The organism is Bradyrhizobium elkanii WSM2783, assembly GCF_000472865.1.
GTDB classification, from domain to species: Bacteria; Pseudomonadota; Alphaproteobacteria; order Rhizobiales; family Xanthobacteraceae; genus Bradyrhizobium; species Bradyrhizobium elkanii_A.
This window is the reverse complement of sequence record NZ_AXAP01000003.1, coordinates 234,038-257,026: the sequence shown is the minus strand read 5'-3', so window position 1 is coordinate 257,026 and position 22,989 is coordinate 234,038. Positions and strand designations below refer to the sequence as shown.

The 22,989-nt window shown below is 60.6% G+C and carries 24 protein-coding genes; 16 read left to right on the top strand and 8 right to left on the bottom strand.

The window, feature by feature from the left end; all coding sequences use genetic code 11:
* Window positions 1-247 precede the first annotated feature (247 nt).
* Complete coding sequence (locus YY7_RS61785) at window positions 248-397, top strand: hypothetical protein (protein ID WP_196237223.1); 150 nt, start codon at window positions 248-250, stop codon at window positions 395-397.
* Window positions 398-470: 73 nt separating this feature from the next.
* Here the strand turns inward: YY7_RS61785 and YY7_RS0105255 are convergent, their stop codons facing one another.
* Entirely contained in the window at window positions 471-1,580 is a 1,110-nt protein-coding gene (locus YY7_RS0105255) for an IS630 family transposase (RefSeq protein WP_028162307.1), read from the bottom strand.
* Between the two features lie 578 nt (window positions 1,581-2,158).
* Between YY7_RS0105255 and YY7_RS60080 the strand changes: the two genes are divergently transcribed.
* From YY7_RS60080 to YY7_RS50815, 4 genes are all read left to right on the top strand, one after another.
* Window positions 2,159-2,323 carry a hypothetical protein gene (locus YY7_RS60080; RefSeq protein WP_155255047.1) on the top strand — a complete coding sequence of 55 codons (165 nt, stop codon included), beginning with the start codon at window positions 2,159-2,161 and terminating at the stop codon, window positions 2,321-2,323.
* A 138-nt stretch (window positions 2,324-2,461) separates the two neighbouring features.
* Window positions 2,462-3,295 (top strand): recombinase family protein, encoded by an 834-nt coding sequence (locus YY7_RS62960; RefSeq protein ID WP_051396546.1) that lies wholly within the window; start codon window positions 2,462-2,464, stop codon window positions 3,293-3,295.
* Window positions 3,253-4,176, top strand: a complete 924-nt coding sequence (locus YY7_RS62955) for a zinc ribbon domain-containing protein (RefSeq protein ID WP_051396545.1) — start codon at window positions 3,253-3,255, stop codon at window positions 4,174-4,176. The genes YY7_RS62960 and YY7_RS62955 overlap by 43 nt, the downstream gene beginning before the upstream one ends.
* 720 nt (window positions 4,177-4,896) lie before the next feature.
* Window positions 4,897-6,117 carry a tyrosine-type recombinase/integrase gene (locus YY7_RS50815; RefSeq protein ID WP_051396544.1) on the top strand — a complete coding sequence of 407 codons (1,221 nt, stop codon included), beginning with the start codon at window positions 4,897-4,899 and terminating at the stop codon, window positions 6,115-6,117.
* 236 nt (window positions 6,118-6,353) lie between these two features.
* Here the strand turns inward: YY7_RS50815 and YY7_RS0105230 are convergent, their stop codons facing one another.
* Window positions 6,354-8,222, bottom strand: a complete 1,869-nt coding sequence (locus tag YY7_RS0105230; protein ID WP_028162306.1) for a dihydroxy-acid dehydratase domain-containing protein — start codon at window positions 8,220-8,222, stop codon at window positions 6,354-6,356.
* 748 nt (window positions 8,223-8,970) lie between these two features.
* Here YY7_RS0105230 and YY7_RS0105220 point away from each other — a divergent pair.
* From YY7_RS0105220 to YY7_RS0105210, 3 genes are all read left to right on the top strand, one after another.
* Window positions 8,971-9,513, top strand: coding sequence for a ferritin-like domain-containing protein (locus tag YY7_RS0105220; protein ID WP_028162304.1), 543 nt, complete (start codon window positions 8,971-8,973; stop codon window positions 9,511-9,513).
* A gap of 84 nt (window positions 9,514-9,597) precedes the next feature.
* Window positions 9,598-10,254, top strand: coding sequence for a cysteine hydrolase family protein (locus YY7_RS0105215; RefSeq protein ID WP_028162303.1), 657 nt, complete (start codon window positions 9,598-9,600; stop codon window positions 10,252-10,254).
* A gap of 122 nt (window positions 10,255-10,376) precedes the next feature.
* Window positions 10,377-10,892 carry an inorganic diphosphatase gene (locus tag YY7_RS0105210; RefSeq protein ID WP_028162302.1) on the top strand — a complete coding sequence of 172 codons (516 nt, stop codon included), beginning with the start codon at window positions 10,377-10,379 and terminating at the stop codon, window positions 10,890-10,892.
* A gap of 454 nt (window positions 10,893-11,346) precedes the next feature.
* Here YY7_RS0105210 and YY7_RS50810 read toward each other — a convergent pair whose 3' ends face one another.
* Window positions 11,347-11,610, bottom strand: coding sequence for a hypothetical protein (locus YY7_RS50810; protein ID WP_051396543.1), 264 nt, complete (start codon window positions 11,608-11,610; stop codon window positions 11,347-11,349).
* Window positions 11,611-12,079: 469 nt separating this feature from the next.
* Here YY7_RS50810 and YY7_RS57780 point away from each other — a divergent pair, with 469 nt between their 5' ends.
* The 4 genes from YY7_RS57780 to YY7_RS50805 all read left to right on the top strand — a co-directional run bounded on the left by YY7_RS57780 (window position 12,080) and on the right by YY7_RS50805 (window position 14,879).
* Window positions 12,080-12,304: a hypothetical protein gene (locus YY7_RS57780; protein WP_080663587.1), complete on the top strand. Its 225-nt coding sequence runs from the start codon at window positions 12,080-12,082 to the stop codon at window positions 12,302-12,304.
* A 310-nt stretch (window positions 12,305-12,614) separates the two neighbouring features.
* A complete protein-coding gene (locus YY7_RS0105195) occupies window positions 12,615-13,505 on the top strand; it encodes a hypothetical protein (RefSeq protein ID WP_028162301.1) in 891 nt (296 codons plus the stop codon).
* A 147-nt stretch (window positions 13,506-13,652) separates the two neighbouring features.
* Entirely contained in the window at window positions 13,653-14,207 is a 555-nt protein-coding gene (locus tag YY7_RS0105190) for a DUF4142 domain-containing protein (protein WP_028162300.1), read from the top strand.
* A 366-nt stretch (window positions 14,208-14,573) separates the two neighbouring features.
* Complete coding sequence (locus tag YY7_RS50805) at window positions 14,574-14,879, top strand: hypothetical protein (protein ID WP_155255045.1); 306 nt, start codon at window positions 14,574-14,576, stop codon at window positions 14,877-14,879.
* 81 nt (window positions 14,880-14,960) lie between these two features.
* Here YY7_RS50805 and YY7_RS56380 read toward each other — a convergent pair whose 3' ends face one another.
* On the bottom strand, window positions 14,961-15,200 hold the full coding sequence (locus YY7_RS56380; RefSeq protein WP_028162298.1) for a hypothetical protein: 240 nt from the start codon (window positions 15,198-15,200) through the stop codon (window positions 14,961-14,963).
* Between the two features lie 198 nt (window positions 15,201-15,398).
* Here YY7_RS56380 and YY7_RS0105175 point away from each other — a divergent pair, with 198 nt between their 5' ends.
* From YY7_RS0105175 to YY7_RS0105165, 3 genes are all read left to right on the top strand, one after another.
* On the top strand, window positions 15,399-15,653 hold the full coding sequence (locus YY7_RS0105175; RefSeq protein WP_028162297.1) for a hypothetical protein: 255 nt from the start codon (window positions 15,399-15,401) through the stop codon (window positions 15,651-15,653).
* Between the two features lie 52 nt (window positions 15,654-15,705).
* Complete coding sequence (locus tag YY7_RS0105170) at window positions 15,706-15,978, top strand: cytochrome C oxidase subunit IV family protein (RefSeq protein ID WP_051396541.1); 273 nt, start codon at window positions 15,706-15,708, stop codon at window positions 15,976-15,978.
* A 154-nt stretch (window positions 15,979-16,132) separates the two neighbouring features.
* Entirely contained in the window at window positions 16,133-17,440 is a 1,308-nt protein-coding gene (locus tag YY7_RS0105165; protein WP_028162295.1) for a hypothetical protein, read from the top strand.
* 64 nt (window positions 17,441-17,504) lie between these two features.
* Here YY7_RS0105165 and YY7_RS50795 read toward each other — a convergent pair whose 3' ends face one another.
* Both YY7_RS50795 and YY7_RS0105155 read right to left on the bottom strand, forming a co-directional pair.
* Window positions 17,505-18,221, bottom strand: a complete 717-nt coding sequence (locus tag YY7_RS50795; RefSeq protein ID WP_051396540.1) for an enolase C-terminal domain-like protein — start codon at window positions 18,219-18,221, stop codon at window positions 17,505-17,507.
* 9 nt (window positions 18,222-18,230) lie between these two features.
* A complete protein-coding gene (locus tag YY7_RS0105155; RefSeq protein ID WP_028162294.1) occupies window positions 18,231-19,988 on the bottom strand; it encodes a thiamine pyrophosphate-dependent enzyme in 1,758 nt (585 codons plus the stop codon).
* 190 nt (window positions 19,989-20,178) lie between these two features.
* On the opposite strand from YY7_RS0105155, the gene YY7_RS57775 reads away from it, so the two are divergent.
* Window positions 20,179-20,610: an SDR family NAD(P)-dependent oxidoreductase gene (locus tag YY7_RS57775; protein ID WP_080663586.1), complete on the top strand. Its 432-nt coding sequence runs from the start codon at window positions 20,179-20,181 to the stop codon at window positions 20,608-20,610.
* Between the two features lie 104 nt (window positions 20,611-20,714).
* Here YY7_RS57775 and YY7_RS0105150 read toward each other — a convergent pair whose 3' ends face one another.
* Together YY7_RS0105150 and YY7_RS0105145 are read right to left on the bottom strand one after the other, a co-directional pair.
* The gene (locus tag YY7_RS0105150; RefSeq protein WP_028162293.1) at window positions 20,715-21,671 is read right to left on the bottom strand and encodes an MBL fold metallo-hydrolase; all 957 of its coding nucleotides are present in this window, start codon (window positions 21,669-21,671) and stop codon (window positions 20,715-20,717) included.
* Window positions 21,672-21,751: 80 nt separating this feature from the next.
* Window positions 21,752-22,957, bottom strand: coding sequence for an NAD(P)/FAD-dependent oxidoreductase (locus YY7_RS0105145; RefSeq protein WP_028162292.1), 1,206 nt, complete (start codon window positions 22,955-22,957; stop codon window positions 21,752-21,754).
* Window positions 22,958-22,989: the final 32 nt, after the last annotated feature.

Here is a 22,989-nt window from a genome sequence, read left to right as displayed (position 1 = left end):
TCTCAGAGACAACCCGACTGCTACCGGCTACGCGATGTCGCAATTCGCGTTCACGGGTACGATAGTCAGCACCATATCGTATGAAATCCTAGTTTGGGATGAGAAATCGTGGGCTAAAAATGGCCGGAAGCGACTGGAACCGCCGGCCACGCCCTGACAATCCGCGCAGATTCTTGGAATGCCAACGTTGGTATTCGTGTTGGTACCGAGATTTCGCCGTCATAAAATGCCAAATGAAATCAATAACTTGTCTGTCCAATTCGGCGCCGGCCAGGGACAGATTGCGGCGCCGGAAGTGCAGGACAATTCCAGCATCTGGTTGGCGGCAAATGCGATCGGAATCAAACCGCGGGACCGCAGGAATCGAACTGCAACGCAACAGGCCGACACCTTCTAGGTGCGCGATGCAGCCGCCTGCAATGGGTAAACTTCTTAAGCGATTTTGTAGGTGACCAGCTAGTCACGTGAATCTAAAGTTCGCCACATAAGGTCTGCTGGGCTTTATGGCAGAAGCGTTTGACCGAGGCCAGAATCTGGTCTGCGGACTTGGTCCATTTGAAGGGCTTCGGGTTTCTGTTGTGCAGGTCGATGAAGGTACGGATGTCGGTCTCGAGCTGCCTGACGGAGGTGTGGACACCTCGCTGGATCTGCTTTCTGGTGAGTTCAGCGAACCAGCGCTCGACCTGATTGATCCATGACGCGGACGTCGGCGTAAAATGAACATGATAGTGAGGTCGACGTGCGAGCCACGCTTTGATCTTGGGTGTCTTGTGGGTGGCGTAATTATCCATGACGATATGGACATCGAGCCCTTCAGGAACTTGGGCATCGACTTCTTTTAAAAACTTCAAGAACTTGACTGCGCGGTGGCGCTTGTAGCATTTGCCAATGACAAACCCGGAAGCGACGTCGAGCGCGGCAAAAAGCGTGGTCGTGCCATGCCGCACGTAGCTGTGCGTGCGACGTTCCGGTACGCCAGGCATCATCGGCAAGACCGGTTGCTCGCGATCGAGTGCCTGAATCTGGCTTTTCTCATCGATGCTGAGGACAAGGGCTCGGTTCGGCGGGGATAGGTAAAGGCCGACGATATCGCGCACCTTGTCGACGAACAGTGGATCGCTCGACAGCTTGAACGTCTGGCTGCGGTGCGGCTGCAAGCCGAACGCTGCCCACATTCGGCGGATCGTGGTGTGGGAAAAGCCGGTTTCCGCAGCCATCGAGCGGATCGACCAGTGCGTCGCATCGGCCGGCGTCGTACGCAACGTCCGCTCGATCACGGCAGCGACCTGATCGTCGTTGATGGTGCGAGGGCGGCCAGGGCGGGCCTCGTCAAGCAGGCCATCACAGCGGTCCTTCAAGAATCGGCGGCGCCACTTGCCAACGGTATGTTCGTGGAGGCCGAGTTCCGCAGCTACAGACTTGCTTGGCAAGCCATCCGCACATCGCAGGATCGCGCGGCATCGCTCAGACAGCGACCGGGCAACACGATGACGACGAACTTGCCTCTCCAAGTACGCCCGCTCCTGCGGATTCAGCATTAACGGCGCAATCGGCCGGCCTCGCTCACCTGCATTAGCCACTCGCACTCTCCTCTGTAGAGATTCGAACTATCAACTAATGTGACGAACTTGCGTTCCAGATGACTAGGGACCCCGATGCGATGGTCCGTCCTCCGAAAGGAGAGTTGTGCAATCGGACCAGTTTCGCACTAGAAACGGCATCAACGAAGCGCAACGAACGCGATCGAAATCGAACGAAAACGTAGGAAATTCAACGAAGCTGATCGCTATTCTGCCGCTCATAACAGTCTGCGCGCGGCTTCGAGTGCCGGCCGATGATAACGAAATCAATGGCGAGACAGGGACTCGTTTGGGCCGAGATGGACTTTCGCCCCAAATACGCGGGTTGAAGACCCGACCGGCAGGCTGCCCTCCTTTTCCTTTCCTGTCGCATCCGATCGTACGATGAGCTCATAGCGTTCATTCCGTTTTGGCCTCGCCTGAGCATGATGTTCGGATGATCAACGCTTCCGGCATTCGCCCGATAGGTAACAGAACAAAGGCGTTTGCCGCGGCTATGGCGACGTCGCAGAGCTCGCCGGCGAAGCACTGATCGATGGGCGACGTATGCTGGTGGCCGCAAACAGGGAGACGATGAGGTGACGGTGTTCGCCATCATAGCCGCCATCCTTGACCTCGAGCTGCAGGAATGTGCTGTCTTCTCGATCGCCCGCGTCGTCGGCGACACCGCGGCGCTCGCCAACGAAAGCCTCACGGCACCGCTCAATGTCGAAATGATCGAGCAGGAGCCCGGCTCCCGATGACTAACTCGCCGCGCGAGTTATCCGCGGAAAGGCCTGGCGCGGCCGCTTTGGCCGTTGCGCACGCCCTTGCATTACTGCACGCAAGGCAGGATCATGCGGCCGAGCTCGTCCGCCGGGCCGAGCTGGAGGCAACCGCAAATGATCCGCGCAGCCATTTACGCCCGCTTCTCGTCCGATCGGCAGAACGATAGATCTGTCGACGATCAGATCGCGTCCTGCCGCGAGCTCTGCGCCCGCGAAGGCTTTACGGTCGTGCTGACCTTCTGCGATCGCGAGATCTCCGGCGCCTCGACCGTCAATCGTCCCGGCTTCCAGGACTTGATGCGAGCAGCCGAAGCGCGCCGCTTCGATGTCATCATCGCCGAGGACGTCGATCGCATTTCGCGCGACCAGGGCGATTGGCATACCGCACGCAAGCGGCTCGACTTCCTCGGCATTGCGATCCACACGGCGAGCGGCAAGGTGGGCAAGCTCGATGGCGCCCTGCGCGCGCTCATGGGCGAGATGTTTCTCGAGAACCGGGTTGTCCACACCCGCCGCGGCCTCGAGAGCGTGATCGGCGACGGCCGCCACGCCGGGGGCCGCGCCTACGGCTATCGGGCGATCGCAGGCAAACCAGGCGAGCTCGAGATCGACCAGGCCGAAGCCGAGATCGTGCGGAGAATCTTCTGCGAGTTTGTCGAGGGCAAGACGCCGCGCGAGATCGCCGCGGGCCTCAATGCCGACGGTGTCAGACCGCCCCGCGGCAACAATTGGAACGCGTCGACGATCAACGGCAATGCCGCACGCGGCCATGGTATGCTGATCAACGAGCTCTATGCGGGCCGCATCGTCTGGAACAAGGTCCGCATGATCAAGGATCCTGCCACCGGAAGGCGCGTGCCACGCCCGAACCGCAAGACCAATATCGTAGCGTCGACGCGCCGCACTTGGCGATCGTTGAGGACGCGACGTTCAAGGCCGCACAGGTGATCAAGGCTGGCCGCAGTCACCAGGGCGCCTCGCAATCGCGCAAGGCTGTCCGGCCCTTGTCAGGCCTGCTGCGCTGTGGATTCTGCGGCGCCGGTATGTCGGCGATCGGCGCGCAGAGGAAGGGGAAGCCTCACCGCATGCAGTGCTCGGCATTCCGCGAGAGCGGCGTCTGCAGCAACGGCCGCAAGGTTTCGCGCCCAGCGATCGAGACCCTGGTGTTTGAAGGCTTGCGCGAGGAGCTCGCCAATCCCGAGGCAATCGCCGAATATGTCCGCACCTACAACTCCGAGCGCCGGCGCTTGGCCAAGGAGAGTGGCGATCGCGAGAAGCATCTGCAGCGCCGCAACGGCGAGCTCGACCGCGAGATCGATCGCCTGATCACGAACATTGCGAAGGGCGCGGATTTCGACACCTACAACCCGAAGGTCAATGAGCTCGCGGCCGAACGGAAGCGTGTCAAGGCCGAGCTCGCACAGATCGCGGCCGCTTCCGAGATCGTCACCGTGCACCCGGCGGCGATCGAGCGCTATCTCGCCGACATCAGGCGCCTAGCCGAGGTCGCCGCAGAGGCTGCGGAACTCGACGAGCCCGTGCTCGTCGCAACGCTGCGCCAGCTGGTCCAAGCCGTCATCGTTCATGCGCCGCCGGGGACCGACGAACTCGCAATCGAGATCAAGGCATCCTTGTCGGAATTGACGTTGCCGGGACCGCTGCTGAAACGTTCGAGCGGGGGGGTGACCGTTGGTAGCGGGGGCACGCTACCAACCCCACATTTGCGGGAGCATTCGTTCTCGGTTGCGATCAGCGCAGCTGCGCGAAGGCGCGGTGGAGGCGCCTTTCCACCTCCGACACTAACGGTCGTCGACACTTGTCTGCCCTGAAATTCGTGCCGTGCACATCCGCCGACCTACGCGGCCCTATCCACTCGAGGCCTACAATTGATACGTTTCAACTATCGTCAATCACCTCCCTCAACGGACAAGCGCCGAACGCGAAGATTACAAAAAGATGATCGCATTCTCCACGTGCGACCAAACTATACTGAGTGATACGGTCTTTCGGCATGCAGCGTCTTGAGGTGGCAGCCTTCCTTTAGCTGCAGTTGAACCGCGAACAGCAGTGCGCTTCTGTTGATCGAAGGCTTCATGACCATTCAGCTTTCGCAGACCGCTTGGCAATACGCCAGGGATAATCGGAGCACGTGCTTGGTTTCATCGCCTGAATGTTCTCTGGCGGGGCGATTCAATGGCCTCGCCGAGGTCTGAACGAATGCGCGCGCTGGCGTGGCGTCGCAGCCGCTTGATCCGCTCGATACTCCGGAATGTGTGACTACGAAGTCAACGAAGCGTGTCAAAGCTTCGCCGTTGCCCGGCTGAATCATTTGTGAGATGATTTATGCGAAAACCAGCGCCAACATCTTTGGAGAGTATAGGACCTGATACCCCACTGAGGCTGTCTGTGGCGGCCGCAATCGCATTTCCGGACCGGAGCATTTCGGAAAGCAGCTTGAGACGAGAGGCCAAGCGGGGGCGACTTACGGTCGAGATTATTGCTGGTAAAGCGTTTACGACGCTCAATGAGATTGAAAGGATGCGTGGCCGATGCCGCGTAGAAGTAAAGGTGCCCGTCTCCACCTCAGACCAGCCCGCTACGAGGCCGGAAAGCTCACTCACGCGGCCACCTGGATCATCCGAGACGGCACTAAGTACCAAGGCACAGGATGCCTTGAACATGAAATTGGAAGGGCTGAGCAAGCGCTCAGAAACTACATCAGCGGCAAATACTCGCCGCAGCGAAAAGAGCGCGACATAGATTCAATACCGATCGCGGATGTGCTTTCCATCTTCATCGACGATCGGCCAGACCTGTTCGTAGAGAATGCAGATGCCAAAAAGTACGTTTCCCGCATGAAGCGGCTGTGTGACTTCTGGGGCACGCTAATGCTGGGCGACGTCAATAAGGCCAAATGCAACGAGTACGTGAAGAAACGTGGAAACAATGGCGGTTCGAGGCGTGATCTGGAGGATCTTCGGGCTGCGATTGAACATCATGCTGATGAGGGATATCACCGCGGACTCGTCAAGGTAAAGCTGCCGAAGAAAGGTCCGCCACGCGATGCGTGGTTGACACGCGAACAGGCCGCTAAGCTGCTTTGGATCTGTTGGCGAGCTCGAGAGATCCAAACTGTGCATCGTGGTCCCATGAAGGGCCAGAAAGTCCAGACGGACAAGCGCCCGTTGCGCCATCTCGCGCGGTTCATCATTATCGGCCTCTATAGCGGAACGCGTGCGGGCGCCATTGCGTCCGCTTCACCGATTGCGGCCATTGGCCGGTCATTTGTCGATCTGGAGCGTGGGGTCTACTACCGGCGCCGGCAAGGTCAGCAGGAAACGAACAAACGTCAGCCTCCAATGCCGATCCCGCCTCGTCTGTTGGCACACCTGCGACGCTGGCATGCCCGCGGCATCATCAAGCGACATTTTGTCGAATTCAACGGGCAGCCGGTGACCTCGGTCAAGACAGCTTTCAAACGCGCCGTGAAGCTGGCAAACTTGGGCAAGAACATCTCGCCTCACACGCTGCGCCACACCGCCGCAACCTGGTTGATGCAAAACGGCACCGATCCCTGGCAGGGCGCCGGGTATTTAGGAATGTCCGTTGAGACGCTGCTGAAGGTATATGGTCACCATCACCCGGACTATCTATCCGACGCCGTTGAGAAGATGACGGCTAAACCGAAGCGACGATCTACCGCCACAGCTTCGCCACAGAAACGGAGCGAACAAACGAAAACGAACGTGATAAAGATGCCTGCAAAATAAGGGGTTTTGCGCGCTCCGAAGCACCTTTCCGGCGCTCATAACGGTCTGGTTGCAGGTTCGAGTCCTGCCGGGCCCACCAGTGAAATCAATGATGGTGTACTCGAGGACATCCGTCGAGCAGTTGATGGCGAATTTGGAACGCCGGCGCCAGCAAACGCGCTTCGGGTGAGCGCATCATACTGGCGACCACGCGCATCCGCACGGGCACGACGCCCTGGGGCGCCGTGTCGCCGTTCCTAGAACGCCTTTTTCGTCTCCGGCCGGTGCTTGTTCGTCGGCACAAAACCCGACGGCTTTGCTTCGCGCGGCTGGCGCACCCAGACTTCGCGATTCGGATGCAGGCCGCCGCCGCGGGTGGCAGGAACGGCGGTGAGCCGTGCGCGGTGCAGCAGGCGGGTGTCCGCGTCGCCGCAATTCGGGTGGATGCCGTCGTTATCAGCCACCACCTTGTCCCATGCAGCTTTGCGCTGCCTGAGAACGGCAGGATCCGACAGCTCCGTGCAGTTGAGCTCGTTCTTGTTCAAGTCCGCGACGATCTCGTCGCCGTCCTGAACGAGGGCGATCGGTCCGCCAAGGGCCGCTTCGGGGCCGACATGGCCGATGACAAGGCCGACCGATCCGCCGGAGAACCGCGCATCGGTCATCAGCGCCACCACGATTCCCCGCTCGCGACACAGCGTGGTGATGCGCGAGGTCGGGTCAAGCATCTCCGGCATGCCCGGAGCGCCGCTCGGCCCCTCGTAGCGCACGATGATCATGTCGTTGTTCTGGAATCGCTCGGGCGTCTTGTCGAGCGCGTCAAGCAGGTCCTGCTCGCCTTCGAACACACGTGCCTTGCCGCGGAACAGATTGTTTTCCAGTCCGCCTTCGACGCCGGCAAGCTTCAGGATCGCCGAGAATTCCGGCGACAAATTGCCACCGAGAACCCGCAGGCCTCCAGTCGGCTTATAAGGCTTGGCGATGGGATAGATCACGCTGCCATCGACGGCCTTGGTGCCGAGGCGCTTGACCTGCTGCGCCAGCGTTTCGCCCGTGCAGGTCATCACGTCGCCGTTGAGAAGCCCGGCCTCCAGCAATTCGCGCACGATCACCTGCACGCCGCCAACCTGGTCGATGTCGACCATCGAATACTTGCCGTACGGGCGGGCATCGGTGAGGACCGGAACGACATACTGCGACAGATGATTGAACTCGGCCGGCGTCATCACCTCTTTCCAGAAGTCCGCAAAGCCTGCGGCGCGCGCGATCTCCGGCGCATGCAGGGTGACGTTGGTCGAACCGCCGACCGCCATTGCGACGATGACGGCGTTTCGGATGGAATCGCGAACCACGATGTCGCGTGGCTTCAGGTCCTTCGCGATCATTTGCGCGAGGTAGTCGACTAGCTGGTCCGGGAATTCCTTGAGACGGCGGGGATCGTCAGACGGTGGCGCCACCATGTGCAGCGGCTGCATGCCGACGACACCGATAAATGTCTGCATGGTATTGTAGGTGAACATGCCGCCGCAGCTACCGTATCCAGGGCAGGCATGACAGGCGATGTGATCGCGGTACTCGGCGTCCGGGTTGCCGGCGACCTGATAGGCGCTGACGATGTCGAGTTTCTCGCCGGTGTTCGGGTCGGTACCGGGATGGATCGGCCCATCCGACATGATGATCGCGGGCTGATTGTGCTCGAGGAGAGCGGCCAGCGTGCCGACCGGCGGCTTGTCACAGGCTACGACGGCTATGGTGCCGGCGAGACCGGTCGCGCTCAGATGCTCACAGAGCGCATCGTGAGTGACTTCACGCCCGATCAGCGAATAGCGCATTTCGCGGGTGCCATTGCGGATGCCGTCCGACGTCGCGATCGTGTATTCTGGCTGGACCAGGCGCAGCTTCAACTGGCCCGCGCCCTTGCCAATGCGGCTCTTGAGACTGTCGTGGATGGCATCGACCTTCGCCGTCACGCCCATGTAGCACTGGCTGTCGCCTTTGGTGCCGACCACGCCAACCGACGGCTCGTGGATCAAATCCGGATCGGTGCCAAGCTCTCGCGCAATCCCGATGGTTTGGGTGGAGCGGCCTGGATGCCGGTCGATGATGACGGCTTTCGATTCTGTCACGGCGAGATTCCTTCCAAGCAAACGGCTCTTTTTGATCGACAAATAGCGGGGTGCACCGGTGCGCGGGGATACGACCAAATTCCCTATAGCGGCGGCGGGCCGAATACGAGATTGATCGCGGTCGGCCCGTTCCAGGGCATACCCCCCGAAGATCGCCGACACAAGGATTGTTAAACCGTCTTGCGTTGAGCAACGACTGGCTGTGGCGGGAGGAATCGAGCCTCCGAACGGCGGAATTAAGATCAACTTGAATGATGCATCACGAACAAAAATAAACCTTGGGTATACCTAACTGCGGCCGCTGCATCGTTAGCCACCTGGATGCGGCAGATTAGACCATCGGGAGACACGGCCACCGAGCAGGCCAAGCTGGCGGGCCAGGATCGTGGTTCGGATCGTGTGATGCTGCTGTGGTGGGCCGCCTGGAATCACGCCGCTGGAAATGGCGCTGCAGATTGGCGCGACTTGGCTCGACGGCATGCCGAGCTGGCTCTTCAACTATCTCGATATCGAGCTGAATCTGCATCACGTTCTGAACGAACCAGGATCTTTCGATCTGGATCTGTGTCGGCGGCGTTGGCGCCGGCGGGTCGTCGCGAGGGCTTGCGCGGCTCAACCGGGCTGCGCTGGTTGTCTTGGCTCGCGATGAACAGCCCATGTACTAGGAACCTTTAAGCACACGGCAGGTTGATCGGCCGAGTAGGACAAGTGACGTGTCAAATTCTAGATACTTACACCCGGAGGAGTTATGGCCAAGCGAGCGACATCCCGGCGGACGCGACAACCGAAGAAGCTGAGCGACCTTTTTCACGAGACCCTCAAGGACATCTATTTTACCGAAAACAAGATCATCAAGACCTTGCCGAAAATGGCGAAAGCAGCGCACTCAAGGCAGCTTGCGAACGCCTTCAACAAGCATCTACGCGAGACCCAGGGACAGGTGAAGCGGCTGGATCAGATCTTCCGGATGCTTGGCAAGCCGGCCCGCGGCAAAACATGCGAGGCCATCAATGGCATCACCGATGAAGGCGCTGAGATCATGCGCGACTTCAAGGGAATGCCAGCACTCGATGCCGGGCTTTTGGCCGCAGCGCAGGCGGTAGAGCACTACGAAATTTCCCGCTACGGGACCCTGCGGACTTGGGCGGAAGAACTTGGCATGGCGGATGCGGCGAAGCTGCTGCAGGCCACCCTTGCCGAGGAGGAGGCGACCGATCAAGCGCTGACAGAACTGGCCACTTCGGTGATCAATCTCGAAGCCGAGGAAGAGGAGGTTTCGGAAGCGGCCTAAAGCGCGATGGGGCATTGGCACGCGATCACGGGCGATTGGAACTAACTAGCCAGCCCGCCGATTGGACCGTTTTCAGGATTTGCCATGTCAAAGAGCGACACACTTCGGTATGGCGCGCCGGGCGATAGCGCGGTTCACCTCTGCGTTGACATGCAGAGAATGTTTGCGGAGGGCACCGAGTGGAAGATGCCCTGGCTTGAACGCGTCCTGCCAAACATCGTCGCGATCACGTCCGCTCACCCCGAGAGAACCATCTTCACCCGCTTCATTCCCGCCCGGAAGCCCGGGCATGGCGTCGGCATGTGGCGGCAGTACTATGAGCGCTGGGCGTCGATGACCATCGATCAGATCGGCCCCGACATGGTTGGCCTCGTCCCAGACCTTGCGACGTTTGTTCCTCCCGCCAAAGTCTTCGATAAGCATGTCTATTCGCCATGGACCGGCAGCGACCTGCACGAGCAGTTGCGCGGCGCCGACGTAGATACGGTCATCATAACCGGCGGCGAGACTGACGTCTGCGTTCTGAGCACCATGCTCGGAGCGGTCGACTGGGGCTTCCGCGTCATCCTCGTCCAGGACGCGCTTTGCAGTTCGGCTGACGAGACCCACGACGCGATGATGAATATCTACATGAACCGGTTCGGAGAGCAGGTCGAAACGATCACGATGGAGACGCTTCTTGAGAGCTGGCAGGCACGCAGCCATGCTAGGGCCGAGACACCAACGGAGGGCGGTCGATAGCTAAGGAATCGTTATGGCGTCCTCAAAGAGCAGACAGATAAGTTTGTCGGCGCGACAAGCTTTGTCAGCCTCCCGGCCAGGGGCCCGACGCACCTGACCGCGCGAGATAACAGGAAGATGAGATGACGAACCTTTTTAAGCTTCCGACCTGGGCCGGCGATGACCAAATCTTTGCAGTGATCGAGACTCCTCGCGGAAGCACCTGCAAGCTTGACTTCGATCCGAAGCTGCGCGTCTTTACGCTCGCCAAGCCTCTGATGGCCGGTCTGAGCTATCCGTACGATTGGGGCTTTGTCCCATCGACCAAGGCGCAGGACGGTGATCCGCTCGACGTCCTAGTGATTCACGATGCGCAATCCTACCCCGGCGTGGTCTTGCGGTGCAGACCGATAGGGATTCTCGAAGTCGAACAGAAAGGCAAGAGCAAGACGGAGAGAAACGATCGCCTGTTCGCGGTGCCCGACCGCACTCCGCTCGAGACCGACCTGAAGGACATCCGCGATCTTCCCTCTCGAGCGCACCAGGAGCTTCAGCAGTTCTTTCTCGCAACGAATGCGCTTGAGGAAAAGGAGCTTGAGTTCCTGGGCTGGCGCGGCCCCAACCAGGCCGTCAAGACCATCAAGCGGCTGTCCACATAAGGGCAAAGCGAGCGGCGAGGCGCGCCGTGTCCTGTCGCGACCGAGGGTCAACGCCGGAATTTAGGCGCACGGGAGTTCAGCGGGAGGAACATCGGCCCATAAAGGGGGCGGCATGCGCGCCGATCGACCGGGCCGTAACTGAGCAGAGATTATGCGAGTCCCCGACTACGGTCGCAACCTATGTTAAGTGGGCTCTGGGCGCGTCGCACCCCGCGCGATCATGGCGTCGACACCGGAGCCCGCTTCCTCTCGGCAGGAGTTGCTTGGTCAGCGAGAGGTGGCGAAGCCAAGGGCAGCACCATCATTGAACTGGTGGCAATTACCTGCGCTGCAGCGCAAAAGGTCGGCCTCGCCCTTTGGGCGGGGCACGCTAACCCGCTACCCCCTGTCGAGAACAGGTGCGCTTGAGGCTTCTGAGCGACACCTCCTCAGCCCGATGAGCAAGATGCATGGCTTACTTGCCATCAGGGTGGGTCAAAGTCATCTCATCAGCGGTCTCGTTCCTTCTTGCGATCAGCTCATGTATCGCGCGGCGTCCCACCTCGGTAAGGCCGGCAAGAGTTTGGTTGCCGTTCTTGGCGCATTCAATGATCTTCTCTGCAACGAACTTCCTTGTTTCATGCTCTGGTAGTCCGATAGGCAGGAATCTGCATGCCCTCTCCAGCGCCAGGTCCATTGCGGCGATCGTCTTCTGACTAAATTCCTCGCTGAGCATCATTTCTTCCCCTTACCTTCGGCATTAGCGACCGCCTCGCAATAGCCTGTGCCAGCGCGACCTGGCGGTACAATCACACATGTTAAGTGAGGTCAGCCTTTGCAGCGGCACTAGCCCTGATCGGCTGCGGGCCCGAACAGATCGGCTGTCAGCGGCACAGCGGACAGCGATGGATGGCCGCCATTGTCGGAGAATCAATCCAATTTTATCGCAGCCTTGCGCAGGGTCTTTACATAGTTGAATTTCCCCTGGCAGCCCGATGCTAAGCTCTCAATATGAGCAATAAACGAAAGCGCAATCGGTCCAAGCCGATCGGCTCATTGCATGAGCGACTGATCAGCTCAGCGCAACGGGCTCGGACGCGCGCCAGAAATCTGTCTCCGGGCGCCGAGCGGGACAAGCTTCTCCGCCAGGCGCGGCAAATCGAACAAGCTGCTGAGCTGGACGTAGCTCTAAGTTTGGGCGCACCAAAATGAAAGACATGCAGGCGCACCTGGAGAGGCTTCGGAATGAAGCCGAGGAGTGCGAGTTAATCAGCAAGCTGGCGACCAATGGGACGAAGAAAGCATTATTTGCCAAGCTCGCTGAACACCACCGAGCGCTGGTCAAGGAAGTGGAAGAAGCGGTAGCGTCCTGTTCCCCAAGTCCAAGTGATGATCGGGTTGCATCCGAACGAGGGGGATCCCCAGACGCCTGAAAATCAGCGGGGCGGATTGTGATCGACAATGGTCTTTGATGCTCCACTGGGTGCAGGCTGCATCAGGAGCGGTGTGCAGCCTTCCGGCTTTTCCGGCCCGCAACGTTCCAGCGCGATCACCGCGAACGAAATAGCCATTATGGCGCGTTTTGCGCCGCATCATCAGGTCTGACAGGAACCTTCCGAACCCGCCTGCGCTTATCAAGCGATCAAGGAGGATTGAAATGAACCAGCTGATCTATCTGGTTGGCCTGATCGTCGTCATACTGGCCATCCTTTCGTTTTTCGGTCTGCGCTGAGGGATTCGACCATGACGATCGAGGCTGCCGCGCTCGTCGAAGACGGAGTGCCGACGTTTACTGATGATGTCAGATATCTGCGCTGGACGCCGATTATCGCAGGCGCGTTAGTCGCCGCGGCGTTTGCCTTCACCCTGGTGACCTTTGGCGTCACCATCGGTCTCGGGATCAGCTCGACTTCACCAACTTGGCGAGATGCATCTGCCGCCCTGTCGCTGCTATCAGGCCTCTTTCTGATTCTGCAGGCGATCGTCAGTTTCGGCCTCGGCGGCTACATTGCCGGTCGGACGCGCGGCGACATTGGTGCTGTCCGCGATGACATTAGCGCTGGCCCCAATTCGGAGGAAACGCGCGATGGTCTTCATGGCCTGACGGCTTGGGCACTCGCCGTTCTAATCGGGGCCGGATTGACGGCGATCGTGAGCGCAGCAGCAATCAATCGCGCATCTCCATCGTTTGCAATGGAAAACAGGACCTCAGCCGAACCACTTCTGAGCTACGAGCTCGATCGGCTTCTCCGCCAACCGCGTCGACCTCCGAACGTCGATATGAGCGTCGAACGTGCCGAGGCCGGCCGGATACTCATGACTTCGTCGAGCCACGGCGGGGTAAATGGTGATGACCGGACCTATCTGATTCAGCAGGTCCAGACACTTACGGGTCTTTCCGCGGGCGACGCCGAGCGGCGAGCCGATCAGGCGATTGCGAGTTCGAAGACGGCGATTGCTCATGCGCGTCGCAGCACAATCATCCTGGCATTTTCACTGGCAGTCGCCGCCCTGCTCGGAGCCGTCAGCGCCTGGGCGGCAGCTGTTGCTGGCGGTCGACACCGTGACGGCGCGCCGCTTCCGGAATGGATGGCCATTGCCGACAGGTTCGAGCCAAGAATCAGCGCGCGATAGGCGCGGCTGCTCCTCAACCAGCCCCAGCCGATACGATCAAACGCCCCTGCCGCAGCCAACCGAGAGGAACAACACCCTCCTCTGCGGGTTGATGCGCACCTTCAGTCGGCAACCATGGCGCCGCTGAAATCCGGAAGGACCAAAATCATGACGCGTGCAATCATCGTGCTGGGCTGCGTTCTGCTGGCAGGCCCAGCTCTTGCTCAATCCGCCGGCGAGAAGACCGGCGTCAATTCAATGCTGGGTGTTGCGCCGACCACGGCCGACTTCGTCAAGGAGGTCGCAATCAGCGACATGTTCGAAATCGAATCGAGCAAGCTCGCCGAACAAAAGGGCAATGCGCGGGAGAAATCCTTTGCCCAGCGGATGGTAACCGACCACTCAAAGACCTCAGCCGAGCTGAAGCAACTGGTCACCAGCGGCAAGGTCAAGGCGGAGGTGCCCGCGGCGCTCGACAGTTCGCACCAGAGCAAGCTCAACAAGCTGAAGGATGTGTCCGGCAAGGATTTCAGCTCGGACTACGATTCCTACCAGGTCAGCGCTCACAAGGACGCGGTGTCGCTTTTCGAGCGCTATGCCAAGGGTGGCGACAATGCCGATCTGAAAGACTGGGCCGGCAAAACGTTGCCCGCGCTGCAGCATCACCTTGATATGGCCCAAGAGCTCGACAAGGCACCAAGCGTCGGTCAGTCCAGCAAGTAGATGCACAAACTCAATGATGCCGGTAGATCCGCCGGCATCTTTTTATTTGAGATGACCGCCTCGGGCTAATGCCGCAAATGGAACCCCGTTCAAGACCCAGCGTTAGGCACTGGCTGAAAGGTCGACGTGCTCATGATGCGAGCTGCCGCAATCGCAACTGTTGCGATATTGCTCGCCGGAGTCCCGGCGCAGGCGCGCGTTAACGTGAGTGAAATGGCGGGGTGGAAGCCGTGCCACCGCCGAATGGATCTCTTCCGCTATCGCTGCTCCTGCAAGGCGAAAAAGACATCGAGCCGTTGCGGGAGTGGCTGGGCGCGACGCCATCCGTCTGGGTGCTTGGTGGTCAGCCTGGATCCGAGGGATGCGGTGGCCGATGCGCTAACAATGAAGCACGAGCAAATCGGTAGCGACGGGGAGTTGGTCCGCAACAGTCACTTCCTGCGCACGAACGCCGCTGCTATACGCGAGTTGACCAACGCCTTCGGGTTTCATTTCCGCTACGACAGTGAACACGATCAGTTTGCGCATCCCCTCGCCGCTTTCGTGGTCACCCCGGATGGCCGCGTCGTCCGCGGCCTTTCGGCACTTGCGCTGGATGCCGCGAGCCTGCGCCTTGCTCTGGTCGATGCCGGTCGGGACAGGTTGGGTCGGTTGCCGATCACATTGGCCTGATCTGTTACGGCTTCGATCCCGTGAGTGGCACCTATACGCTCGCTGTTGGGCGGCTGCTCGCCGGCACGGCCCTCATGACGATCATCGGGCTGGCCGCCCTGATCCTGCTTCTCCTTCGGCGCGAACATGTTGCACCGTCGCGTTGATCCAACGCGCGCGCTCAGACAGCATGGCATCAAACATCCAAAGCAGAAGCGCCCCGACAAAGACCAGCGCGGCCGCCAGCATCACCGCCGTGGTTAGCGGCGCGACGTGGTCGATCGCGGGCAGGATCAGAATGGCGGCCTCCAGCACGCGCATCAGCAGCGTCAGCGCGCACAATCCCAAAAGCCAGCGCCGATCGGCGCGATCTCGCCTATTCCGCCTTCTTCGGGCGACGCTCGCTGGCCAATCCGTGGAACGCGCCGGGACTGGAATGGCAGACACCCTCGCCGCCACCGGAATTTAACTTTGAGGTGCAGCCGGTCGTCACGCGTGCGCCGTACCAGTATTCCTCCGACTTCAAGGCAGAACCACAAAATGCCTGAGACCCGCTCGTTTGCGCCGCAGTTCATTTCCGTTGAGCATCGTGATCACACCGCCGAACTCGGCATGTGGGTCTTCATCGCGACCGAGGTGCTTCTGTTCGGCGGCCTCGTGCTTTCCTATTTCGTCTACCGGCACGCCTATCCCGCAAGTTTCCTGGCTGCGGGGCGCCACACCGATCTTCTGATCGGCACGGCCAATACGGCGATCCTGCTCACATCGAGCTTTCTGGTCGCTTGGGCGGTGTAGTCTGGATCTTCTTGTTTGCTCTCATCTATCTTCCCGGGAGATCGGTCTCGTGATGCCTTCGCGCCCTTCAATTCCGCTGCTCGCCGCTTGGCTCGTGCTGCTTGCTCTGCTCGCGCTCACGGTCAGCCTGTCTTACGTCCCGCTCGGGAACGGCAACGCGATGGTCGCGCTCAGCATCGCCGCTCTGAAGGCCTCGGTCGTTGCTGCCGTATTCATGGAACTCTGGCACCGCGGGCCACGAACCCTGATCTTTGCGGCTGCCGGACTGTTCTGGCTGGCAATCCTGCTGTGGCTCGGACTAATGGACTTCCTGACCCGGACCTAAGGCTGGCTGCGGCCCGGATTCATGGCGGCAATGCAGAAGTGGCCTGCCCCGGCCGCAATGCATTCCATAGCTCGTGAGCCGACCGGACCGGCCAAGGACCCAATTCCTCGTAGATACGTTAATCATAATGCGCGGACAAAAATGAAGGCCGGGCATGGAAACCCTCGAGGCATATCTCCACAGAAAGCACGAAGAGCTCAACTTGCTGAACCGCTTCCTCAGCACTCCTCTGTCGTTGCACCATCCCGCCTCGGTCGCTGAGGTCATTGAACGGAAATTTCAACTGGCCGCTGCCCTGAAGGCTGAGCATGCGCTGCACGATTGGGCGCTCACGGAGACTGCATGGGCGTATCCCGATCGGCTGCGCGCGGGACCATTCGAATTCAGCTATGGCTACCAGCGCGCCGACCTGGACGTACGGGGCCCGTCGTTTTATCAATTCGACGACGCGGCAGCCAATGAGACGATCTATACCTCCTCGGGGATGGCCGCGATATCGGCGCTGCTGCTGGCATCGGCACAAATGATGCCAGAGGCAGACATCTTGGTACTACCTGGCTCTTATAGTGAAACCCTGGAGCTGATCGAAAGTCATGCCCGCCATTTGCGGCCGATGCTGCTGAAAAGCTCACCTGGCGAGGTCGCGTCTCGGGCGCGACGATTGCGGGTGCTTCTCTTGGACTCATGTGCACCCGCGGCCGCATTCGAGACGACGCTTCGCGGCGCAAACCCGCGCCTTGATCTCATCGTTTTCGACACAACCTGCTTCTCGAGCGGCTCGGGGCGCATCCGCCGCGTCCTGAATTGGGCGCATCGCTGGGAAATTCCGATCGTGCTTGTACGCAGCCACACCAAGCTCGACTCCCTTGGGTTGGAATACGGCCGGCTCGGCTCCGCCGTCTTTGTCGCCTGCGAAGCGCACCGTGTGCATCAGGCACAACTGGAGGCGCTTGCGAGGGAGATGCGAAAAGCCGTTCGACTGTTCGGCGGCGCAGCGTTGCCGGCGCATTTCCCGCCCTATGTCGGAACGAGAGCCTATCGGGATCTCACCGATAAGCGCGTCTCAGCAATCTTGCGGAACAGCAGAAGGACTGCGCGCTATTTTGCATCCACGCTCGCCGGCTCGTCGGGAGAACTTCATTTTGGCCACGGGCTGTATGTGACGCTCACGCCAAAGCGGATGCTTGATGAGAGGCAAACGAGGCAAATGGCAGCGGATTTGTGCGGCGACCTCAGGAAGGCCGGGTTGCCGTTGCGTCACGCAGGAAGCTTTGGTTTCGATTTCGGTGCAGCGGAGTGGTTCCACGACAAGATACGCACTCGCTACCTCGTCAGAATCGCGATCCCCGACTTGCCTACATCAATTTGGGATCGCGTCGCGCAAGCCGTGGCCCAATGGTGGTCAGCGCATGAGGAGCAACCGTTTCGCTCTGCAGGATTGCCCATAGGGGCATTCCGATAGCGCCTTTCACTTGAAAAGGCGGCAATGCCGGTGCCCGTCAGAGCTCAGTGCATGGCGTCAGCGATCACTTCCGCGACGTGCTTCGTAGCAGTCGCAATCCCTCAAGATCGTCGCTCGAGACCGGCTCCTCGAACCAGGTCACACCGAGCGAGGCGAACTGCCTGGCGAATTCGAGCGCCTGCTTACGCCGGTAGGCGTTGGCATCGACGTAAAGCTCCGCGGAGCCGACCGCCGCTTTCGCCGCCCGGATGCGAGCCAGATCATGCTCGGGCGCCGTTCCGACCTTCATCTTGACGAATCGGCAGCCGTCTCTTTCTACCCAGTCGCTCAACTGCTCGCACAGGCGCCCCTCGGAATAGGAGGTGAAGCCACCGCTGCCATAGATCGGCACTTCGGCCCGTTCACGTCCGAGGAGATCTGCCAGCGGCATTTTCAACAGGCGCGCTTTCAAATCCCACAGCGCCACGTCGACGGCCGAAATTGCCCACGCACACACGCCGCGCCAACCAATGTTGCGCACCGCCGTCACCATGGCAAGCCAGAGCGCCGGAATCGCCAGCGCATTCTGCTCGCGCAAGGTCGACGCGAGTTTGTTATTCACGATCTCGGCGGTAGCTGCGCTGCCATAGCTGTAGCCAACGCCGGTCACACCTCCGGCGTCGACCTCGACCAGCCTGAGCGTCGTAGCCGACCAGGCGATCGTACCGTCTGCTTCCGGCGCATCCGTCGGAATGCGATACGACCGTGCTGCCAGACGCCTGATCCTTGTCTCTTCGCCCATCGCTCCGACTCAAATGATTTCGCGGACCACATCCGAGCCGATGGTCAGTGCGATCTTGCCCTTCGCCGGCGTGCCGCGAACGAGCGATTCGGCCAAATGCGTGATCTGCGTCAAAGTCGCCTTCGGCGGCATCGGCGGTTCGTGCGGATCGACCACCGCTTCGATCAATGCCGGGCCGCGCGTGCTCAGCGCCTCGCGCAGCACCTCGCCGCACTGCGCCGGATCGTCGACACTGAACGCGCTCACACCAAAGCCGCGCGCCACCGCTGCAAAGTCGATCGGCTGCAGATCGCAGACGTATTCCGGATTGCCCAGGAACACCATCTGCTCCCATTTGATCTGCCCGAGGGAGTTGTTCTTGATAACCACGATCTTTACGTCGAGGCCGTATTTCACGCAGGTGGCAAGCTCGCCCATCAGCATGGTGAGACCGCCGTCGCCAACAAACGCCACAACCTGCCTGCCCGGGAAAGCCACCGCAGCCGCAATCGCATAGGGCAAGCCGCACGCCATGGTCGCGAGATTGCCGGAGCACGAGAACATCATATTGCCGCGCATGACCAGGTGTCGGGCTATCCAGGTGGTGATTGTTCCGGAATCGGTTGCCACGATCGCATCATCGGAAAGAAGCTTGTTGAGCTCGTACGCAACGCGCTCAGGTTTCATCGGCTTTTGGCTATTGGTGCCGCGCTGGCTCATCAACGCGTTCCATTCCTTCATCCCCTCCTGGGTCTGTTGCAGGAACGAACGATCGTCACGATAATCAAGCCGCCGCAGCAGAGCCTGAAGTACCTTGCCGGTATCACCCACCAGGCCTGCCTCGACCGGATACCGCAGCCCGATCCGCTGCGGATCGACATCGATCTGGACGGCGCGCGCCTGACCCGGCTTTGGATAAAATTCGATGTAGGGGAACGTGCTGCCGGCAATCAGAAGCGTGTCACAGCTTTCCAGCGCTTCCTGCGCGGGTTTGGTTCCGAGAAGGCCAATGCCGCCGGCCGAATACGGACTGTCGTCGTGGATCACCCCCTTGCCAAGAAGTGGCTTGATGACCGGCGCCCCGAGGCGCTCCGCTACAGCGAGAACCTCGTTGCGCGCATCGAGCGCTCCGCGGCCTGCAAGAATGGCTGTCTTCTTGCCGACCTTAAGGATCTCGGATGCTTTGGCGAGTTGCTCGTCGCTTGCGGTCTGCGCCGAGCGGGCCATCAGGTCCGAAACATGGTTTGGCACGTTGCGTTCCGATCTTTTGCCGGCGCTTACAGGCTGCGATTGCATGTCAACCGGAATGGTCACATGGGCGACACCGTGGTAGGCAAGCGCGGTCCGGCAGGCCAGTTCCACGATATTCTGGACGTGGTGTGGACCCATCACGCGGCTGTTGTAGACACACACGTCCATAAAGAGCTTGTCGAGTTCCACGTCCTGCTGCGTGAACGTGTGGAGCAGATCGTGAAATTGCAGACCCGTGATGGCCAACACTGATTGTCCATCGAGCTTGGCATCGTAGAGACCATTAAGAAGATGGATGCCACCCGGGCCTGATGTTGCAAGGCATACGCCGAGCCGGCCCGTCCACTTCGCGTAGGCGCAGGCGTTGAAGGCCGCGGCTTCTTCATGACGGACCTGGACGAACTTGATCCGGTCCTGGCGCGTGCGCAGGGCCTCGATAATGCCATTGATGCCATCACCCGGAAGCCCGAAGACGGTATCGACACCCCAGTCGAGCAGCGTCTCGACCAGGACATCTGATGCGGTGGAGGATGCCATGGATACGTCCGATAAGGTTGTAACGTCGTCCCTTTGCGAAGAACAAGCGGGCTCCGGGCCCGTTCCTATAAGCCCGCGATTTTCAGGAACTTCTTCGCCGGACGCGCGGTTGGTCTGATGTGAGATCAGCATGCGTCATAAGCCCGGCCCACCCGGAGAGACTGATCCATAAGTGAGACACGGTTCGCACATGTCTGGTGAGCTTCGAAACTGTAAAGTCGTAATCACTGGCGCCTCCGCGGGCGTGGGCCGAGCCGCCGCGCATCGTTTTGCCCGAGCCGGCGCTCGCGTCGGATTGATTGCGCGCGATGCCGACGCACTGAATGACGTGAAGGGCGAACTCGAGGAGCTTGGGGGCGCTGGTTTCGTCACGTCGGCTGACGTCTCAAATCGGATGAGCTCTTCGCAGCGGCAGACTCCATTGTGCGGCAATTTGAACCGATCGATGTGTGGATCAACGATGCGATGGTCACCGTCTTTTCGCCCGTGTGGAAACGTCAAGAGCTTGAGCGTTATCGCGCTTCTCAGGACAGTATCCCTGCTCCGGCCCTTCGAATTGGCAAGCCTTTCTCCCGTCGCGCCACCACGCAATGGTGCGCTCGCAATTGTGCATGTTCACTAATTCGCTGATCGAATCGGGGACCGCAATCAGCAGCGCGCAAACTAGGGCGTGAACTCTTTACGTTATGAGCACGCGCCCTAGTTCGGATTTAAGCCAACAAGCGGTCAGTAGTCCCAGAAAACCGGTACCCAACGAAACGCGTCGTCGTCCACCGCGACCCGACCGACAGACGGGAATGGCAGGTGAGTGGCCACCAGCATCTCGCCGGTCGCAGCCAGCTCCCGCAAAAGACGGACCCGAACGCGCGCCGCCTCCTCGGGGTCATGTTCGAAGCCGTTGTGCCAGTCGGGCTGGTCGAACCCGACCGCGAACACGGCGTCGCCGGCAAACGTCAGGGCGTCGCCGCCGGACGCCAGGCGGACCACGCTGTGCCCGGGGGTGTGGCCGCCGGTGCGGCGGACGACCACGCCCGGAGCCACCTCGTGCTCCTCATCGAACTGACGCAGATGGTTGTGGTACTGGTTGACGAACCGCTTGGCCGCCGACCGAAGCGCGTCCGGGAACCCCGGCGGCATGGCGGTGTGGGAGAAATCGGGTGACTCCCAGAATTTGACCTCGGCGGCAGCCACGTGAATCTGCAGGTCCGGACGCAGCCTCTCCTTCACGCCCTCGACGAGCAGCCCGCCAACGTGATCCATATGCATGTGGGTCAGCACCACGTCGGTCACGGACGCGAGATCGATGCCGGCGGCGTCCAGTCGCTTGACCAACTGCCCGGCCCGCGGCAAGTGCAAGTCCGGGTCGCCCCCTAGTCCAGCATCGATGAGGATGGTCCGACCGCCGCTACGCACCACGACCGCGTTCAGCGCCCAGTCGAAAGCGTCCGGCGGCAGGAACATGTTGTTCAGCCAGGCCGCCCGGATGGCCGGGTCGGCGTTGTGTCCTAACATTTTGGTGGGCAGCGGTAGTACCCCATCGCTGACCACCAGCACGTCAATCTCGCCGACCTTCAGCGCGTAGCGCGACGGAACCAATTCGTCGGGCTTCGATCTAACGGGGTGTGCGGTAATATCTAGGCTCATGTTTGTCTCCTGCTGAGTGTTGTGGATCATCTGATTCATCTCCTGCGTTCGATCTTGGTGCTCGATCCTGGGCGGGCCACGCTTCCCGCGCGGGAAGGGCTTCAATGCTGGTTGGGTGTTCAGAGATCGGTGACACGCTCGGGGTCGGCCGACGCCAGAGCAGCGGCGCGCTCCGCGCGCGGCGGATAGATCCAGACGGTGTTGATCTCCCGCTTGGTCTTCTTTGCCTCGTCGCCAACCATCTCGACCTTGCGGTCCCAGCCGCGCGTGAAGAGCGCGCCGGCTTCTCCGAGGTCGAGACAGGTGACGTATACCTTCTGGTGGTACGGCATAGTCGGAACTCCCAACAGTTCAGCGGCGGCATTGTTGCCCGCAAAGGCACCCATCCGCGTAGCGTGCTGGCACGACATCAGCGCATAGTTGCCGACGTCGTCGCACGCTGCGCGAGCGGCATCGCCTGTGGCGAAGACACCGGGCACCGACAGCACGCGCAGATCGCGGTCGACCAGCAGCCGGCCGAAATTGTCGCGCTCGGCGGAGATCTGCGTGGTCAATGGAGCCGCACGCATGCCGGCAGCCCAGATCACGGTCCCGCATTCGATGCGTTCGCCGTTCGAAAGCGTGACCCCGGATTTGTCCAGCTCGGCGACGCCGACGCCGAACCGACCCTCCACGCCGAGTTTGCGCAATGCCTCCTCTATGAGGGGCCTAGGGCCTTCGCCCATGTCGGGAGCGATCGCGCTGTTCCTATCGACGATGATGACGCGCGGCCTGGCATCTTTGCCGAGAATCCCGCGAAGCCGCGCGGGCATCTCCGTTGCCGCCTCAATGCCGGTGAACCCGCCGCCGGCGACGACGACAGTGTCGCGCCCGTTCTTTGCCGGCCGATCGGCCAGACTGTGCAGATGCCGGTCGAGGGCCATCGCATCCTCGAGTTGGTCGACGCTGAAGCCATGTTCGGCAAGGCCCGGAATATTCGGACGGAACAGCCGGCTGCCGGTGGCGACGACCAGCCGATCGTAAGAGAGGTTCTTCTTCGCACCTTTTGCGGTGGCGATTTCCACCGTGCGAGACTTGGTGTCGACCGTCTTTGCGCTGCCTTGCACGTAGACGACATCGATGGCTTCGAGGACCTCCAGCAGAGGCGCGGTCAGCGTCTCTGGCTTCGGCTCGTAAAGTCGCGGGCGAATGACCAGCCTCGGGTCCGGCGCGATCAGCGCGATCTCGAGTTCTTCAGGTGAAGCGCCCCTGATGTCGCGCAGCCGGGCAGCGGAAAGCGCTGCGTACATGCCGGCGAAGCCGGCGCCTATGATGACAAGTCGCATGTGACCTACTCCTGTGGTTTGAGTTTTTCCGA

Excerpts from the sequence above, each read along its gene's own strand:
- YY7_RS62960 (WP_051396546.1), top strand. The coding sequence starts at position 2,462 with ATGATCCGCGCAGCCATTTACGCCCGCTTCTCGTCCGATCGGCAGAAC.
- YY7_RS50815 (WP_051396544.1), top strand. The coding sequence starts at position 4,897 with ATGCCGCGTAGAAGTAAAGGTGCCCGTCTCCACCTCAGACCAGCCCGC.
- YY7_RS0105220 (WP_028162304.1), top strand. The coding sequence starts at position 8,971 with ATGGCCAAGCGAGCGACATCCCGGCGGACGCGACAACCGAAGAAGCTG.
- YY7_RS0105215 (WP_028162303.1), top strand. The coding sequence starts at position 9,598 with ATGTCAAAGAGCGACACACTTCGGTATGGCGCGCCGGGCGATAGCGCG.
- YY7_RS0105210 (WP_028162302.1), top strand. The coding sequence starts at position 10,377 with ATGACGAACCTTTTTAAGCTTCCGACCTGGGCCGGCGATGACCAAATC.
- YY7_RS50810 (WP_051396543.1), bottom strand. The coding sequence starts at position 11,610 with ATGATGCTCAGCGAGGAATTTAGTCAGAAGACGATCGCCGCAATGGAC.
- YY7_RS57780 (WP_080663587.1), top strand. The coding sequence starts at position 12,080 with ATGAAAGACATGCAGGCGCACCTGGAGAGGCTTCGGAATGAAGCCGAG.
- YY7_RS0105195 (WP_028162301.1), top strand. The coding sequence starts at position 12,615 with ATGACGATCGAGGCTGCCGCGCTCGTCGAAGACGGAGTGCCGACGTTT.
- YY7_RS0105190 (WP_028162300.1), top strand. The coding sequence starts at position 13,653 with ATGACGCGTGCAATCATCGTGCTGGGCTGCGTTCTGCTGGCAGGCCCA.
- YY7_RS0105175 (WP_028162297.1), top strand. The coding sequence starts at position 15,399 with ATGCCTGAGACCCGCTCGTTTGCGCCGCAGTTCATTTCCGTTGAGCAT.
- YY7_RS0105170 (WP_051396541.1), top strand. The coding sequence starts at position 15,706 with ATGCCTTCGCGCCCTTCAATTCCGCTGCTCGCCGCTTGGCTCGTGCTG.
- YY7_RS0105165 (WP_028162295.1), top strand. The coding sequence starts at position 16,133 with ATGGAAACCCTCGAGGCATATCTCCACAGAAAGCACGAAGAGCTCAAC.
- YY7_RS50795 (WP_051396540.1), bottom strand. The coding sequence starts at position 18,221 with ATGGGCGAAGAGACAAGGATCAGGCGTCTGGCAGCACGGTCGTATCGC.
- YY7_RS0105155 (WP_028162294.1), bottom strand. The coding sequence starts at position 19,988 with ATGGCATCCTCCACCGCATCAGATGTCCTGGTCGAGACGCTGCTCGAC.
- YY7_RS57775 (WP_080663586.1), top strand. The coding sequence starts at position 20,179 with ATGTCTGGTGAGCTTCGAAACTGTAAAGTCGTAATCACTGGCGCCTCC.
- YY7_RS0105150 (WP_028162293.1), bottom strand. The coding sequence starts at position 21,671 with ATGAATCAGATGATCCACAACACTCAGCAGGAGACAAACATGAGCCTA.
- YY7_RS0105145 (WP_028162292.1), bottom strand. The coding sequence starts at position 22,957 with ATGCGACTTGTCATCATAGGCGCCGGCTTCGCCGGCATGTACGCAGCG.